Consider the following 16,097-nt stretch of genomic DNA (forward strand, 5'->3'; position numbering starts at 1 on the left):
CCACATGACTGATCCGGCAAAACAACGCCTTGCACAGCGCCCTTGGGTGCCATCGGCCTGCGAGGCTCATGTGCAGGAGATTGCACAGCAGACTGCCGCTGCAACGACCGAGAAGCTGTCGGGGCGGATCGATGCGCTGATCCGGCGCAATGCGGAAATCCACGATGAAGAGTGTTTCAACCTCAACCCAGCCACCAACGTGATGAACCCGGCTGCCGAGGCGGTGTTGTCATCCGGGCTCGGCAGTCGGCCGTCGCTGGGCTATCCTGGCGACAAATATGAAATGGGGCTGGAGGCCATTGAGGAGATCGAGGTGATCGCCGCCGAATTGGCCGCCGAGGTGTTTCAGGCGGCCTATGCCGAGGTTCGGGTCGGCTCCGGCGCGCTCGCCAATCTCTATGGTTTCATGGCTCTGACGCAGCCGGGGGACAGTATCATCGCGCCGCCCGCCACCGTGGGTGGACATGTGACGCACCATGAGGCGGGCTGTGCTGGGCTTTACGGGTTGAAAACACATCCGGCGCCAGTGCACGCGGATGGCTACACCGTGGATCTGGATGGCTTGCGCCGTATGGCGCATGAGGTGCAGCCAAGCCTGATCACCATCGGCGGCAGTCTGAACCTCTTTCCGCACCCGGTGGCAGAGGTCCGCGCCATCGCAGATGAGGTCGGCGCAAAGGTGCTGTTCGACGCGGCGCATCAATGCGGCATCATCGCGGGCGGCGCCTGGGCCAATCCGCTGCAAGAGGGCGCTCATCTGATGACGATGAGCACCTACAAGAGCCTTGGCGGACCGGCCGGGGGGCTGATTGTCAGCAATGACGCGGCGGTTGCCGAGCGGCTTGATGCCATCGCCTTTCCGGGGATGACGGCCAATTTTGACGCGGCCAAGACGGCGGCGCTGGCGGTCAGCCTGCTGGACTGGGTCGATTATGGCGCCGCCTATGCCAAGGCGATGATCGACCTGGCGCAGGCGCTGGCGGATGAATTGGAGAAGCTTGGATTGCCGGTGTTCAAGGGCGCAGGAAAGGCAACCCAATCGCATCAGTTCGCGATCGAGGCCGCTGGATTCGGTGGTGGGCAGGCAGCATCCAAAAACCTGCGGAAAGCCGGGTTCCTGGCCTGTGGGATCGGTCTGCCAATTGCCGAGGTGCCGGGTGACATGAACGGTCTGCGCATCGGAACGCCCGAATTGGTGCGCCGGGGTGTCACGCCTGCGGATGCGCCGGAACTGGCGGCGCTGATCGCGCAGGGGCTGACCGGGAACGATCCCGCAGCCGTGGCGCCGCGCACCCGCGCGATGCGGGCACGGTTCCAGGGCATGCATTACGTGCGGGCGTGACCTCGCAGGGCTTCGCAGCTAAGCTGCCTGAAACAGGGGAGAAATCATATGCACTTCGAAAGTCTGATCGGAATGCTGATCATCGGCGCCTTGGCAGGGTGGCTGTCGGGCAAGATCATGCAGGGACGCGGGTTTGGCGTCATTGGCAATATCATCGTGGGGATTGTCGGCGCCTTTCTGGCGGGGGCAATCTTCCCAGCTCTTGGTTTTGCCGTTGGCGGCGGGGTGCTGGCTTCGGTGATCCACGCCACCATCGGCGCGGTGATTCTATTGTTTGTCATAGGGTTGATCCGAAAAGCACGCTGAGCCAGCCCTGCGACAGAATGAAAAAAGGCGCCCCTGATCGGGCGCCTTTTGTTTGCGTCGTTTCTTTGCCAGCCACGAGCGGCCAGTCGGTGAAATCAGTGGGCCATAAAGACTGGAACGGTCGCTTTTTCCAGCATGTTGCGGGTTGCGCCGCCCAGAATCGCCTCGCGGAAACGGGAGTGGCCGTAGGCGCCCATCACGATCATATCCGCACCGGTATCGGTGGCATGGCGGTTCAGGATGTCCGAGACCCGTGGCATCGTCTTGCTGAGCACGTCGATTTCGCATTTTACGCCATGGCGCGAGAGCATCTGCGCCAGCATCCCGCCGGGATCGGACCGTTCCGGGCTGTGCTGCGGCGGGTCGATGACGACGATGCGGGCCACCTCGGCGCCTTCGAGGAAGGGCAGCGCCTTGCGGATAGCGGTCATGGCCTCGATGCTTTCGTTCCAAGCCAGCAGCACGGTTTTCGGCTGGGTGATCGGCTCGGCGTCATCCGGCACCACCAGAACCGGAGTGCGGCCTTCAAACAGGGCCGCTTCAACCACGGGCTCTGCCTCTACGCCGATGCCTTCGCCGTAGGGTTTGCCGAGCACCACCAGATCCGAGAATCGCGCATGATGCGCCACGTGGCGGCCCAGATCGGCCACCGGCGCGATGGCGACATCGGTCGAAAAGGGCGTGCCGCTGCGCTCCATGACCTCTGCGGCGTGGGTTTGGACCTCTGCTGCTTCTTCCTGTGCCCGTACCATGGCTTCCTGGATGATCATGGCATTGGCACCGGCGTAGTAGTACCCCGTTTGGGTCCGGTCCACGCCAAGGCACAGAACCTCGGTATGGCCGGAAAAATGCTCTGCCAGAGCGGCGGCCTGAGCCAGCGGAGCTGCGGCGGTGTTCTGGTCAGTCAGAACGGATAAGAAGGTTTTGTAGGTCATTGTCATCCCTTGGTGGAAATAGCGCAAAATCCCCAGAAGGGACCGCGTTTCAATGGCTGTGCCATAAATGATGTGTCACACTTGTTTGGCAATTGTCTTGATGCAGATCAATGCATGGAAGCGGCGCGTTCTGCATCACAAACTCGGTCTAAAAAGGTCCCGCGTGGCGGAAGAATCGCGCGGTACATGTTAAAGGGACGCAAGATGTCTAATTATCTCAAGCTGATAGCGCTTGGTCTGGTCACGCTCTTTGCGATGATCGGGATCAACTATGCGCGCGATCTGGCTTACCAGGTGCACGCGATCATCGTGATGCTCGTGGCTGGTGGGCTTTTCCTCTACACACTTCGCAAGACGGATGAGCCGGTACCGGCCACCGGCAATCTGGAGCACGAATATTTCGATAGCGTCGTGCGCTACGGGGTCATTGCCACCGCCTTTTGGGGCGTTGTTGGTTTTCTGGCGGGCACGTTTATTGCCTTCCAGCTGGCCTTTCCGGTTCTGAACTTCGACTGGGCGCAGGGCTTTGCCAACTTTGGCCGTCTGCGTCCGCTGCACACCTCGGCGGTGATCTTCGCCTTCGGGGGCAACGCGCTTCTGGCAACCTCTTTCTACGTCGTTCAGCGCACCTCCGCGGCGCGGCTTTGGGGCGGCAACTTGGCGTGGTTCGTGTTCTGGGGCTATCAGCTGTTCATCGTTCTGGCCGCGACCGGCTATGTTCTGGGCGGGACCCAGTCCAAGGAATACGCCGAGCCGGAATGGTATGTTGACCTGTGGCTGACCATCGTATGGGTCGCCTATCTTGCTGTCTTCCTCGGCACGCTGATCAAGCGGAAAGAGCCACATATCTACGTCGCCAACTGGTTCTACCTGGCCTTCATCGTGACCGTCGCGATGCTTCACGTGGTCAACAACCTGACCATCCCGGTCTCCATCTGGGGGTCCAAATCGGTCATCGTCTGGCCCGGCGTGCAGGATGCGATGGTGCAGTGGTGGTATGGCCACAACGCGGTGGGCTTCTTCCTGACCGCTGGCTTCCTCGGCATGATGTACTATTTCATTCCGAAACAGGCCGAACGTCCCGTGTTCAGCTACAAACTGTCGATCATCCACTTCTGGGCGCTGATCTTCATCTACATCTGGGCTGGTCCGCACCACCTGCACTACACCGCGCTGCCTGACTGGGCCTCGACCCTTGGCATGGTGTTCTCGATCGTGCTGTGGATGCCGTCCTGGGGTGGTATGATCAACGGTCTGATGACCCTGTCGGGTGCCTGGGACAAGCTGCGCACCGACCCCGTCATCCGCATGATGGTGATCTCGGTCGGCTTCTACGGCATGTCCACCTTCGAAGGTCCGATGATGTCGATCCGCGCCGTGAACTCGCTGTCGCACTACACCGACTGGACCATCGGTCACGTACACTCCGGCGCTCTTGGCTGGAATGGCATGATCACCTTCGGTGCCCTGTACTTCCTGGTGCCGGTTCTGTGGAAACGTGAGCGTCTCTACTCGCTGCAGATGGTGTCCTGGCACTTCTGGCTCGCCACCATCGGTATCGTTCTCTATGCCGCCTCCATGTGGGTGACCGGCATCATGGAAGGCCTGATGTGGCGCGAAGTGGATGCGAATGGCTTCCTGGTGAACTCCTTTGCCGACACCGTGGCTGCAAAGCTTCCGATGTATGTGGTGCGCGGTCTGGGCGGGGTCATGTACCTCACCGGTGCGATCATCATGTGCTACAACCTCATCATGACCGTCCGTCGGGCGCCGGCTAAAGAAGCCAGCCTGTCGGTCTCGGTCCCGGCTGAATAAGGAGGGCCGGACAATGGCAATTCTCGACAAACATAAAATCCTCGAGACCAACGCGACCCTCCTTCTGGTGTGCAGCTTCCTGGTTGTGACCATCGGTGGTCTGGTGCAGATCGCACCGCTGTTCTGGCTGGAAAACACCATCGAAGAGGTGGAGGGCATGCGTCCCTACACCCCGCTGGAGATGGCTGGTCGCGAAGTCTACATCCGTGAAGGCTGCTATGTGTGCCACAGCCAGATGATCCGCCCCATGCGGGACGAGGTCGAACGCTATGGTCACTACTCGCTGGCGGCGGAATCGATGTACGATCACCCGTTCCAGTGGGGGTCCAAGCGGACCGGGCCGGATCTGGCCCGTGTCGGTGGCCGCTACTCGGATGAGTGGCACGTGGACCACCTGCGCAATCCGCAGTCGGTGGTGCCGGAATCGGTGATGCCCAAATATGGCTTCCTTGAGCGGACCATGCTGGACGGCAAATACATCGGTGACATCATGGCCACCAATGCGATCCTGGGCGTGCCCTACACCGACGAGATGGTCGAAGCCGCGCAAGCCGACTTCATGGCGCAAGCGGATCCCGACAGCGATTACGACGGCCTGATGGAGCGCTATGGCGAAGACATCAATGTGCGTAACTTTGATGGCCAGCCGGGTGTTTCCGAAGCGGACGCTCTGATCGCCTATCTGCAGATGCTGGGGACTCTGGTCGACTTCTCGACCTTCACCCCGGATGCAAGCCGCTAAGCGGGAGGGACAGATGGAAGAATACACACTCCTGCGGCAGTTCGCAGACAGCTGGATGCTGTTAATGCTGTTCGCTTTCTTCATCGGGGTCGTTGTCTGGGTGTTCCGCCCAGGCAGCAACCGGGTCTACCGCGACACGGCAGATATCCCCTTCCGGCATGACGACAAACCCGCCCCAGCAAAGGGTAAAGCCAAGGAGGCGCGGACATGAGTAAGAAACCACAAAAGTTCGATAGCGATCCGAAGACAACCGGCCATCAATGGGACGGGATCGAAGAGTTCGACAATCCTATGCCGCGCTGGTGGCTCTACACCTTCTACCTCTGCATCATCTGGGGCATTGGTTACACCATCGCCTATCCGGCATGGCCGATGATCAACTCGGCCACGGCCGGGGTACTGGGCTGGTCGACCCGTGCGAATGTGGCCAGTGAAATTGCGGCCGTGGAAGAGGCAAACGCCCCGACCAATGCCAAGCTGGTCGAAACCGACCTGACCGAGATTTCGGCGGACCCGGATCTGAATGCCTATGCGGTGTCGGCTGGCTCCGCCGTGTTCAAGACCTGGTGTGCCCAGTGTCACGGCTCTGGCGCTGCGGGTGCCAAGGGTTATCCCAACCTGCTGGACGATGACTGGCTTTGGGGTGGTTCGGTGGAAGACATCCACGCGACTGTGGCCCACGGCATCCGCAATGAGGACAGCGACGATGCGCGCTACTCCGCGATGCCTGCCTTTGGCCGGGATGAGCTGCTCGAAGCCGAAGAGATCGATCAGGTCGTGAACTACGTTATGTCCCTGTCGGGCGAAGCGCAGGATGCCTCCAAAGTCGAAGCAGGCGCTGTTGTTTTTGAAGACAACTGTTCGTCCTGCCACATGGAAGACGGCACCGGTGATCGCGCTCAGGGCGCTCCGAACCTGGCCGATGCGATCTGGCTCTATGGCGGCGATTACGACACGCTGACGGAGACCGTGACCAATGCGCGTTACGGTGTGATGCCGGCCTGGAACCTCCGCCTCAGCGAGGCCGAGATCCGCGCGGTTACCGCCTATGTACACCAGCTGGGTGGCGGCGAATAAGACCGGGTTCCGCAGCAAATATCGGAACACGTAAAAGGGCTGCCCAACGGGTGGCCCTTTTCATTTTGCCCTTGCCCGGGCTGCTTGGTTCTGCCGGTTCAGGGGTCTGCCCTGTGGGGGGCGACCGTGCGCCTAGTCTGGCTGCTCAGCATGATCGCCGCAAGGATCAAGGCGCACGCGATGGCCTGCGCTAGAGAGATCCGCTCTCCGAAGGCGATGACACCTACCGCGAACATGGTTGGCAGTTCGATGCTGCCAATGACAGCGGTGCGCGCGGCGCCGATCATCGGGCTGCAGACGGAATAGACCAACTGCGGCACCAGCGCCGTGCCAAGGCTGATCCCCAGCAACAAAAGCCAGCCTTCGCCGCCGTTGGGGACCATTGCAGCCGCATCCGTCGTCATCACCAGCGGCAAGAGGCCCAGAACGGATCCTAACGAGACCGCCGCGATCCGGGCCAAAGGCGGAAGAACGGTCAGCCGGTAGACCAGCACGGTGATGCCAAATCCAAACCCCAAGGGCGCGGCCAGAGAAACCACCAGGGCTGGCAGCGCGGCAGAAGGGACCGCACCCGGGCCGCTGGCAATTGTCGCGGCAACCACGATCAGACCGGCGGCCCAGACGGCGCGCAGGGGCGGTCTGTCACGAAACAGCACCCAGGCGATCAGCAGCGTGAACACCGGGTAGGTCATGTAAAGAACCCCGACCACGGAGACCGGCGCGCTGCGCAGGGCGCTGACATATCCAATCCAGCCAAGCCCCATCAGTGCCCCGGCCGCCATCCCCCACAGGATTGCGCGGGCTTTGTCCCGGTGCAGGAACAGCAGCGGCGAGAGGACCACGGCCGCCAGGGTGAAACGGTAAAAGGCGATGATGTGGGGCGGCATGCCCTGTTCGGTCAGGCTGCGGGCAAAAAACGGCAGCGCCCCAAAGCAGAGCGAAGCAAACAGCACGCCCGCGCTGGCCAGAACAAGCGAGGGGGCGGCAGGAAGCGGGCTGGAAGAGCGATCTGACATCCAAAGCCGATAGCACCGGTTTGGAATTCCGGCAAGAATTCCACGGCGACCTGCGGCGGGCCCAGTCAGAGCTGCGCAGCCGGGCGGCAGTTTCTATCCAATTGGGCGCCTTTAGTTTGCGTGACTTGATCCGTGTCAAATCGCTTTGGGCTGTCGCGTGCTTATATCGTTTCAAAGAGAAACAGGCCCTGCAGGGCGATAGGCATCAGGGTGATGCTTTCCTGCCGGGTCCTTCGCATCCCGCCGGTACCGACGTGCTGGTTAGGCGGGTACAGGCGTCGGCTTTTCGATCTGTTCGCGCGTTTCCTGAAAAGCCGACGCTTTTTCTTCCTAGATTTTCTGCGGGTCGATGCAGCGGGTGCGTCGCGCTGGTTGATTGCCGCGCCGTGTAAGCCAGGCTTTGATCCGGCCAAGGCGGCTCCGTGGCTGGGGCAGCGGTTTGGCGGGTGGCATATCCCGCAGGGGGGCGCAGTCGAGGCGGGTCGCGGTGAATACGGTGCGTGCGTAGATGTCGGTCAGCATTTCGGTGCCTCCTGAGTTTGAACATGTCCGGTACTGTTGCGCCAAAACGCGTTTCATGCGACTCAGGAAAAAAGTCACTATGTAAGTCAGGGTTACATATGGAGTGGTTTAGCCTGCCGCCTCTGGCTGCGCTCAGAGCCTTTTCTGCCTTTGCCGAAACGTCGAATGTGGTGAAGGCAGGGGTGGCGCTGAATGTCAGCCACGCTGCCATTAGCCAACAGCTCAGGGCGCTGGAACGCCATATGGGCGTGGCGCTTCTGGACCGCAGTGGCCGGGCGCTGCGGCTGACGCGCGAGGGGGAGCATCTGGCGCGCGGACTGCAACTGGGGTTCAGTGCGATTCAGACAGCGGTTCAGGACCTGACCGTTTCTGGCGCGCAACGGCCGTTACATGTCAGTTGCACGCCGATGTTTGCCGCCCAGTGGCTTATGCCGCGCCTTGCAGAGTTCCGCGTCCTGCATCCTGAGGTGGATATGGTGCTGGACCCAAGTGGCGAACTGGTCGAACTGACGCCGGGCGGGATCGACATTGCGCTGCGTTATGGTTCTGGCGATTGGTCCGGGTTGGCGGCTGAGATGTTGCTGCAATCGCCGATGTCCGTGGTTGCGGCGCCGGATCTACTTGATGGGCGCAGCGTGTCTTCGCCGCAGGACCTGCTCGATTTTCCCTGGCTTGAGGAATTGGGAACCACGGAGGCGGCCAAATGGCTTGTCTCCCGTGGTGTCGTCGACGCCCTACGTGGCCCCCGGGTCCGGCTGCCTGGAAATCTGCTGATGGAGGCGGTGCGCGGCGGGCAGGGCGCGGCGGTCAGCGTGCGCGCCTTTGTCGAAGAGGACATCAGGGCGGGGCGGCTGGTGGACCTGTTCACAGAGGACGACACGCGCGGTTATCACATCGTGACCCGGCCCGGCGTGCTGCGGTCGCAGGCTCGCAAATTCATCGCCTGGCTCAGGAAGCACCGGCAGGTTCCGAATGCTGTGGCGGAGGATGACACCGGCGATAACTGACGGGCGGGACAACACAATTTTGTGAAGCTGCGCCTGTGAGCCCGCCGATCCCGGTTGCGTGCCCATGATCCCTTGATCACAGAGACGTTTGCAGATGCGGAGACGTGCAAAAAGGTCGCGTTGCGCATCCATATAAGGTCGCTGACAACCGTTTCAGCGTATGTCGTCAACCTATCACGGTATGTGGTGGCCGGTTTTTTTGACGTGACCAAAGGGTGGCAGGACGCTGGCAAAGATATTTGTCCGATATCCTTTTTGATCCACGTCAAAGCTGTGCTGCGCCGCATCTGTGAGAACGCAAGACAAAGAGCAAATTCAGTGGAGTGAGTCCGTGAGCGATTCCGATCCCGCCCCAAGCCTTTATGCCGCCAGGGAGCCGATTTTCCCAAGGCGCGTATCGGGCATGTTCCGCAATCTCAAATGGTATCTGATGGCCGTGATGCTGGGCATCTACTACATCACGCCGTGGATCCGTTGGGACCGGGGGCCGTCGTTGCCCGATCAGGCGGTGCTGCTGGATCTTGCCAACCGCCGCTTCTATTTCTTCTGGATCGAAATCTGGCCGCATGAATTCTATTTCGTGGCCGGTCTTCTGATCATGGCGGGGCTGGGCCTCTTCCTGTTCACCTCGGCGCTGGGCCGGGTCTGGTGTGGCTATGCCTGCCCGCAGACTGTCTGGACCGACTTGTTCATTCTGGTGGAACGCTGGATCGAGGGTGACAGGAACGCCCGCCTGCGTCTGCACCGTCAGAAAAAGATGGATTTCCGCAAGGCGCGGCTGCGTGTCACCAAATGGGTGGCCTGGTTCCTGATCGGTCTGGCAACCGGCGGTGCCTGGATCTTCTATTTCTCCGATGCCCCGACACTGCTGCACGATCTGGTGACGCTGCAGGCGCACCCCATCGCCTATACCACCATGTTGGTGCTGACCCTGACCACCTTCTTCTTTGGTGGCTTTGCGCGGGAACAGATCTGCATCTACGCCTGCCCCTGGCCGCGTATTCAGGCGGCGATGATGGATGAGGACACGCTGACCGTCGGCTATCGTGAGTGGCGGGGGGAGCCCCGCGGCAAGCATCGCAAATCTGCCGAGTCGCAGGAAATGGGCGATTGCATCGACTGCATGGCCTGCGTCAACGTCTGTCCGATGGGGATCGACATCCGGGATGGCCAGCAACTGGAGTGCATCACCTGCGCCCTGTGCATCGACGCCTGTGACGATGTCATGGCCAAGATCGGCAAGCCGCGGGGCCTCATCGACTATATGGCGCTGTCGGACGAAGCAAACGAACGCGCTGGTCAGCCACCGCGCAGCGTCTGGAAACATATCCTGCGCCCACGCACGATCATGTATACCTCGCTCTGGGCTGTTGTTGGCTTTGCGCTGGTGTTTGCTCTGTTCATCCGCCCGGATATCGATCTGACCGTCGCACCGGTCCGCAACCCGACCTTCGTTACCCTGTCGGATGGCTCCGTCCGCAACACCTATGATGTGCGCCTGCGCAACAAGCATGGGGAGCCGCGCCAGTTCGAGCTGTCGATCAAGGGTGAGCCGGAAATGCGGATCCAGCTGGAAGGCACGCCCTATGCCTCGGTTCAGGTGCCTGCCGACACCGCCTTCCTGCAACGGGTTTATATTGTTACCCCTAAGGGAGCGCCTGCGTCCGGAGCCGAGTCGACCCCGGTCCGGATCTGGGTCGAAGACCTCAATAGCGGCGAGCGTGCCTACAAGGATACGACCTTCAACGGGAAAGGAAACTGAACCATGTCGGCAGACAAACCCCAGCGTGAGTTCACTGGTCGCCATGCGCTGATGGTGTTTGGCGGCGCTTTCACGGTCATCATCGGCGTCAATATTGCGCTGGCGGTCAATGCAGTGAAAACCTTTCCTGGTCTGGAGGTGAAGAACTCCTACACCGCCAGCCAGGAGTTCGATGCCCGTCGCACCGCCCAAGAGGCTCTGGGCTGGTCGGTCTATGCCTCGGCTCAGGACGGTCAGGTAAAGCTTGAGATCACCGACCGGGATGGCAACCCGGTCGAAGTGGCCAAGCTGACGGCCACTTTGGGCCGGGCAACCCACGTGAAGGACGACCAGAACCCTGATTTCCAGTTCAACGGCCAGGCCTATGTCGCGCCTGCCAAATTGGGCGCTGGGAACTGGAATATCCGGATGGTGGCGCGGGCCCAGAACGGCACTGAGTTCACTCAGCGGGTCATCCTGCACGTGGCAAAAGGGTAACGCAGATGACGGCTCCGATGCGTCCTCAGATGGCGGTGTGTCCGGGCTGCGTTGCGGCGCCGTCTGGAGCTGTGGAACAGGCTCCGACAGACGCACGGCTGGCCTTGTCCCTGCCGTCGATCCACTGTCAGGGCTGCATTTCCGCGGTCGAGCGCGGGCTGAACGCCCATCCGGGCGTAAAATCGGCGCGGGTCAACCTGACCCTGAAACGGGCTCTGATCGAAGCGGAGCCAGATGTTCACGCCGCCGATCTGATCCCGGTGCTCGAAAATCTGGGGTATGAGGCGCATGAGCTGGATGTGACCGCCCTTGCGGCAACCCAGAACGATACCGCAGGCCGGGATCTGCTGATGCGGCTGGCGGTTGCGGGCTTTGCTTCGATGAACGTCATGTTGCTGTCGATCTCTGTCTGGTCCGGAGCTTCGGACGCGACGCGGGACATGTTCCACTGGATCTCGGCGGCGATCACCTTTCCGGCGATCATTTTCTCGGCGCAGCCTTTCTTCAAGAACGCCTGGAGCGCACTGAAGGTCGGGCGCCTCAATATGGATGTGCCCATTGTCCTCGCTCTGGTTCTGGCGCTGGTGACCTCGCTTTGGGAAACCTCGCTGTCGGGGGAACATGCCTATTTCGATGCAGCGCTGACGCTGACCTTTTTCCTGTTGGCAGGCCGTTATCTGGACTATCGCACCCGTGCCGTGGCGCGGTCGGCAGCGCAGGAGCTTGCAGCGCTTGAGGTGCCCCGGGCGATCCGGCTTCTGGACGGTCAGGAATATGAGGTCCCTGTCGCCGATCTGGCCATCGGCGATCTGATCTTGGTGCGTCCCGGCGGGCGTATGCCGGTGGACGGGGAAGTGACCGATGGGCATTCGGAACTGGACCGGTCCCTGCTGACAGGGGAAACGCTGCCAGTCTTTGCCGGTCCCGGCACCGGGGTTTCGGCGGGCGAGGTGAACTTGACCGGGCCACTGACCATCCGCGCAACGGCGGTGGGGGAGGATACCTCTCTGCATCGCATGGCCGATCTGGTGGCGATCGCCGAGTCGGGCCGCTCGCGTTATACATCGCTGGCCGACAAGGCCGCCAAACTCTATGCGCCCGGGGTGCACATCCTGTCGGCGCTCGCCTTTGTGGGCTGGTATCTTTACACCTTTGATGTGCGCACGGCGCTGAACATCGCTGCGGCGGTTCTGATCATCACCTGTCCCTGTGCGCTGGGCCTTGCGGTGCCTGCGGTGACCACCGCAGCCTCGGGACGGCTGTTCAAGAAGGGCATGCTGATCAAGCATTCCACTGCGTTGGAACGGCTTGCGGGCGTGGATACCGTTGTCTTTGACAAGACCGGGACCCTGACGGCTGGCACACCCCAGTTGGTCAATCTGGACGAGATGGCGAAATCCGATTTGGAAATCGCGCTGGCGCTTGCTGCGCCCTCAGCGCATCCGCTTTCGGTGGCGCTGGCACGTGCCGCGCGGGAGGCCGGGATCACTCCGGCGGAGGTTTCTGAGCTGAAAGAGGTGCCGGGCTACGGCACTGAAGGCATCTACCAAGGCCGCCGCGTGCGGTTGGGCCGGGCGGCTTGGGTTGGCGCCGCGCAGGGCAGCCAGACGGCCGCCTGGCTTGATACTGGCGATGGCAATCCGCGCGGTTTCCTGTTCACTGATGTGCTGCGTCCCGGCGCGGCCGAAGCGGTGCGTGCGCTGCAGACGGCGGGTAAGGACGTGTTGCTGATTTCGGGCGATACCACCGGCGCGGTGGAGGCGCTGGCGAAGCGGCTTGGCATCGAGAAATGGGTGGCCGAGGCGCTGCCGGAGGATAAGGCCGGGCGCATCCGCATGCTTGCAGGGCAGGGGCGCAAGGTGCTGATGGTCGGGGACGGTCTGAACGACACTGCGGCCCTCGCGGCAGCGCATGTGTCGATCTCGCCAGCCTCGGCGCTGGATGCGGCACGGGTGGCCTCGGATATCGTGCTATTGGGGCAAGATCTGGAACCCATCGCCGATGCCTGCACCGTGGCGCAAAAGGCGATCCGCCGGATCCGCGAGAATTTCCGCCTTGCCACCCTTTACAACGTGATCGCGGTGCCTTTGGCTGTGGCAGGGCTGGCAACGCCGCTGATCGCGGCGCTGGCGATGTCCAGCTCTTCGATCACCGTATCGCTGAACGCGCTGCGCCTGAAATCCTGAGCTGAGAAAGTCCGCAAGATGAGCGTCCTGTCCTATTTGATCCCAATTTCGCTGATCCTGGGCGGCGCGGCGCTTGTTGCCTTTATCTACACCGTGCGGTCGAACCAGTATGACGATCCCGAAGGCGATGCTCGGCGCATCCTGAGCGATGAATGGGATGATCACCCGAAACCCTGACCCTTGGCGCTGTGCAAGATCACACAAAAGAAAAGGCCCCGCCGTCCGGGGCCTTTGTCGTTTCTGGTGGTCTGGTGCCTTGCCCCTTGCATAGGGCAAGGGGGTCAGGAGGCAGGTCCCAATGTATCGCAGGTCACGTTGCGGGCCTGTAGGCGCCGACAAGCCAGTTCCGCGCTTTCCTTGCTCATGCCAAGGAAGTTGGCTTCAAACCCCAATCTGGATTTGGACACCTTGCGCAGCGAGCCGTTGAGCGTTTCCATTTCCGACAGGGCCGTGCGCAGAAGGACCTTTTCCGCTTCATACCGGTTGGTGTAGCGGCCCACGTTGATACCCCAGTAGCGGCCCCCGGAGGTAGAAAGGCGGGTTACAACAACCGGTTCCGGCTCGGCGGCGGTCTCTGCCTTTGCCAATCTGGCCGGGCGGGCGACGGGGCGCAGGCCTTTGAAGAAGGTCTTCACAGCCGCGCCAACGGTCGGTTTTTCGGCAGAGGCGGGAACTACTTTGGCTTCGGTGATCGCGGCTTCGACGCTGGCCTGCAGGATCTCGGGGTCGAGCTTGGGCGTCGATGCCACGGTATCCGCAGCGGTTTCTTCTGTGGTCTGGCTGGCTTCGGCGACCAGCACCGGCGCTGTATCTTCGGCAGGCTCGGTTGCGGGGCGCAGGCGCGGACGCAGGCTGGTTTGGACCCGGCCGCTGACGCGGATGGTCTTGCCTGCGGCGCCATCAGCCACCTGGATGTTCTGGTTGCCCACATAGGCGGGCATCGCCGGTTTGCGCAGTTTTGCGTGCGCCGGGGCACGGCGGAAGCCGAGGTCCAAAAGCTCTGCGACCTTGGCGTTGCGCGAGGTCGAGGATTTACCGCCGAACACGGTAGCGATCACTCGCTCGTTGCCGCGCTTGGCCGAAGCCACGAGGTTGAAACCGGCGGCGCGGGTATAGCCCGTCTTGATCCCGTCAGCGCCCTTGTAGGCCGCCAGAAGGCGGCGGTTTGTGTTGGGCACGACGCGCACGCCGGCGTCGGTGGAGGTGCGCGAAAACAGGTTATAATACTCGGGGTAGTCATAAAGCATGTGACGTCCCAGGGTGGTCATGTCCCGGGCGGTGGACATATGGCCGCTTTCGGTCAGACCGTGGGCGTTCTTGAAGGTCGTGCGGGACATGCCAAGCGCCTTTGCGGTGCGGGTCATGCGGCGGGCAAAGGCGGCTTCGGATCCGGCCAGGGTTTCGCCGATGGCGGTCGCGGCGTCATTGGCTGATTTCACTGCGGCGGCACGGATCAGATATCGAAATGCGATGCGCTGCCCCGAGCGAAGTCCGAGCTTGGAGGGCGGCTCGGAGGCAGCGTTGCTGCTGATGCGAACCTTGGTATCCAGCGATATTTCACCGTTCCGGACTGCTTCAAACGCGATGTAGAGCGTCATCATCTTGGTAAGCGAAGCCGGGTGCAGGCGTGTGTCGGCGTTGCGCGAGTGCAGCACCTCGCCGGTCCGGGCATCCACGACCATTGCCGCATAGGGGGCGGCGGTTGCCTGGGTAGGCGGAAGGCCCACCAACGCGACTGTTAGAACAACACCCAAGGCCCAAGCCATCTGCCGGGCGAATGCCCGCAGGGCGTGGGTCAGCGGAATACACCTGACCTGCACGATATCTGCCATTTTCTGCCTCTCGCCGCCGGTTTTCCGGCTGACTGTTCTACTTCTTTAACAAAACGGTAGCATGTGATGGCGCTGGAATAAACCATTTCCGTGACCGGTTCTGCGGCTGCGGCAGGTACAAATACCGACATGTTGTAGCGGCTTTGAGTGCGTTGCCTAGATGTGCGTTTGGTTAAAAAAGTGTTGACCAAAAAGGTGGAAAATTGGGCGTCTGGCCCGCTTTGCAGCGCTGAAAAATCAGTCTAGGCGATGCGTTTCGGCAACAGGTTTTTGGCGCGTCGAGCTGTGCGGCTTGCGGGTTGAGTTCTATCCGATTTCCCGGATCAGATCCTGAAGGCAGCCAAGGTCCGAAATCTCGTGATACCGGGGGTGCCCCTCAGGTGCCTCGGCGTGCTCGACCTCCCAGATCAGCCCGTGCGGCACATAGGTGCCCCAGCCTCCGGCCTTGATCATCGGTACCACGTCCGAGCGCATGGAGTTTCCCACCATCATTGCCTGTGCCGCGCCGGTCCCGTGCCGCTCGAAGATATCGTGGTAGATAGGGGCGGTTTTTTCCGAAACGATTTCGACCCCATCGAACAGATCGCCCAGCCCCGATTGCGCCAGTTTGCGCTCCTGATCCAGAAGATCACCCTTTGTGATCAATACGATACGGTAGTCACCAGCCAGTTTCTCCACGGCCTCACGGGCATGGGGCAGCAGGTCGATCGGATAGGACAGCATCATCTGTCCGGCGACGATCAGCTCTTTGATGACGCTGGCCGGGACCTGTGATTCGGTGACATCTATGGCGGTTTCGATCATCGACAGGGTGAAGCCCTTCACGCCGTAGCCATAGCGTCCGAGGTTGCGCTTTTCCGCCTCCAGCAGCCGCGCGGCTAGCGCATCGGGACCCATGTCCTGCGGCGTATGATCCTGCAACAACTCGGCAAAACGCTCTTGCGTGACACGAAAAAAGCGCTCGTTGTGCCAGAGGGTGTCATCGGCATCAAAACCGATTGTCGTCAAATTGCGTGTCACTGAGGCCATACACTCTCTTTTCCTGCGCGGTCAAAACGCTATATATGCGATGAAACCA

Annotated in this window: 16 protein-coding genes; 11 read left to right on the plus strand and 5 right to left on the minus strand. The window is 61.4% G+C overall.

The window, feature by feature from the left end; genetic code table 11:
• Positions 1-4 precede the first annotated feature (4 nt).
• Positions 5-1,342, plus strand: coding sequence for a serine hydroxymethyltransferase (glyA, locus tag SM766_RS12125; RefSeq protein ID WP_368947939.1), 1,338 nt, complete (start codon positions 5-7; stop codon positions 1,340-1,342).
• Between the two features lie 48 nt (positions 1,343-1,390).
• Positions 1,391-1,648, plus strand: coding sequence for a GlsB/YeaQ/YmgE family stress response membrane protein (locus SM766_RS12130; RefSeq protein WP_274832689.1), 258 nt, complete (start codon positions 1,391-1,393; stop codon positions 1,646-1,648).
• A 95-nt stretch (positions 1,649-1,743) separates the two neighbouring features.
• Here SM766_RS12130 and SM766_RS12135 read toward each other — a convergent pair whose 3' ends face one another.
• Positions 1,744-2,583 carry a universal stress protein gene (locus tag SM766_RS12135; RefSeq protein ID WP_368947940.1) on the minus strand — a complete coding sequence of 280 codons (840 nt, stop codon included), beginning with the start codon at positions 2,581-2,583 and terminating at the stop codon, positions 1,744-1,746.
• Positions 2,584-2,787: 204 nt separating this feature from the next.
• Here SM766_RS12135 and ccoN point away from each other — a divergent pair, with 204 nt between their 5' ends.
• Genes ccoN through ccoP form a run of 4 tightly spaced genes read left to right on the plus strand, consistent with a single transcriptional unit; the run spans position 2,788 to position 6,217 of the window.
• Entirely contained in the window at positions 2,788-4,398 is a 1,611-nt protein-coding gene (gene ccoN, locus SM766_RS12140; RefSeq protein ID WP_065271283.1) for a cytochrome-c oxidase, cbb3-type subunit I, read from the plus strand.
• Positions 4,399-4,411: 13 nt separating this feature from the next.
• Positions 4,412-5,140 carry a cytochrome-c oxidase, cbb3-type subunit II gene (gene ccoO, locus SM766_RS12145; RefSeq protein WP_065271282.1) on the plus strand — a complete coding sequence of 243 codons (729 nt, stop codon included), beginning with the start codon at positions 4,412-4,414 and terminating at the stop codon, positions 5,138-5,140.
• Positions 5,141-5,153: 13 nt separating this feature from the next.
• Positions 5,154-5,351: a CcoQ/FixQ family Cbb3-type cytochrome c oxidase assembly chaperone gene (locus tag SM766_RS12150; protein ID WP_065271281.1), complete on the plus strand. Its 198-nt coding sequence runs from the start codon at positions 5,154-5,156 to the stop codon at positions 5,349-5,351.
• Positions 5,348-6,217: a cytochrome-c oxidase, cbb3-type subunit III gene (ccoP, locus tag SM766_RS12155; protein WP_368947941.1), complete on the plus strand. Its 870-nt coding sequence runs from the start codon at positions 5,348-5,350 to the stop codon at positions 6,215-6,217. The genes SM766_RS12150 and ccoP overlap by 4 nt, the downstream gene beginning before the upstream one ends.
• A gap of 98 nt (positions 6,218-6,315) precedes the next feature.
• Here the strand turns inward: ccoP and SM766_RS12160 are convergent, their stop codons facing one another.
• Together SM766_RS12160 and SM766_RS12165 are read right to left on the minus strand one after the other, a co-directional pair.
• A complete protein-coding gene (locus SM766_RS12160) occupies positions 6,316-7,233 on the minus strand; it encodes a DMT family transporter (RefSeq protein ID WP_368947942.1) in 918 nt (305 codons plus the stop codon).
• 330 nt (positions 7,234-7,563) lie between these two features.
• Positions 7,564-7,755, minus strand: a complete 192-nt coding sequence (locus SM766_RS12165) for a hypothetical protein (protein WP_368947943.1) — start codon at positions 7,753-7,755, stop codon at positions 7,564-7,566.
• A 98-nt stretch (positions 7,756-7,853) separates the two neighbouring features.
• On the opposite strand from SM766_RS12165, the gene SM766_RS12170 reads away from it, so the two are divergent.
• The 5 genes from SM766_RS12170 to ccoS all read left to right on the plus strand — a co-directional run bounded on the left by SM766_RS12170 (position 7,854) and on the right by ccoS (position 13,364).
• Positions 7,854-8,762: a LysR family transcriptional regulator gene (locus tag SM766_RS12170; RefSeq protein ID WP_368947944.1), complete on the plus strand. Its 909-nt coding sequence runs from the start codon at positions 7,854-7,856 to the stop codon at positions 8,760-8,762.
• 331 nt (positions 8,763-9,093) lie between these two features.
• A complete protein-coding gene (ccoG, locus tag SM766_RS12175; RefSeq protein ID WP_274832692.1) occupies positions 9,094-10,524 on the plus strand; it encodes a cytochrome c oxidase accessory protein CcoG in 1,431 nt (476 codons plus the stop codon).
• A gap of 3 nt (positions 10,525-10,527) precedes the next feature.
• A complete protein-coding gene (locus SM766_RS12180) occupies positions 10,528-11,001 on the plus strand; it encodes a FixH family protein (protein WP_274834865.1) in 474 nt (157 codons plus the stop codon).
• Positions 11,002-11,006: 5 nt separating this feature from the next.
• Positions 11,007-13,187, plus strand: coding sequence for a heavy metal translocating P-type ATPase (locus tag SM766_RS12185; RefSeq protein WP_368947945.1), 2,181 nt, complete (start codon positions 11,007-11,009; stop codon positions 13,185-13,187).
• Positions 13,188-13,205: 18 nt separating this feature from the next.
• Positions 13,206-13,364, plus strand: a complete 159-nt coding sequence (gene ccoS, locus SM766_RS12190; protein ID WP_065271273.1) for a cbb3-type cytochrome oxidase assembly protein CcoS — start codon at positions 13,206-13,208, stop codon at positions 13,362-13,364.
• A 104-nt stretch (positions 13,365-13,468) separates the two neighbouring features.
• On the opposite strand, the gene SM766_RS12195 is transcribed toward ccoS, so the two are convergent.
• Together SM766_RS12195 and SM766_RS12200 are read right to left on the minus strand one after the other, a co-directional pair.
• Positions 13,469-15,019 (minus strand): D-alanyl-D-alanine carboxypeptidase family protein, encoded by a 1,551-nt coding sequence (locus tag SM766_RS12195; RefSeq protein ID WP_274839890.1) that lies wholly within the window; start codon positions 15,017-15,019, stop codon positions 13,469-13,471.
• A 306-nt stretch (positions 15,020-15,325) separates the two neighbouring features.
• Entirely contained in the window at positions 15,326-16,039 is a 714-nt protein-coding gene (locus SM766_RS12200) for an HAD family hydrolase (RefSeq protein WP_274839899.1), read from the minus strand.
• Positions 16,040-16,097 lie beyond the last annotated feature (58 nt).

Origin of the sequence: Pseudophaeobacter sp. A-200-2 (genome assembly GCF_041008815.1) — a bacterium.
In the GTDB taxonomy this organism is placed as follows: Bacteria; Pseudomonadota; Alphaproteobacteria; order Rhodobacterales; family Rhodobacteraceae; genus Phycobacter; species Phycobacter gallaeciensis_A.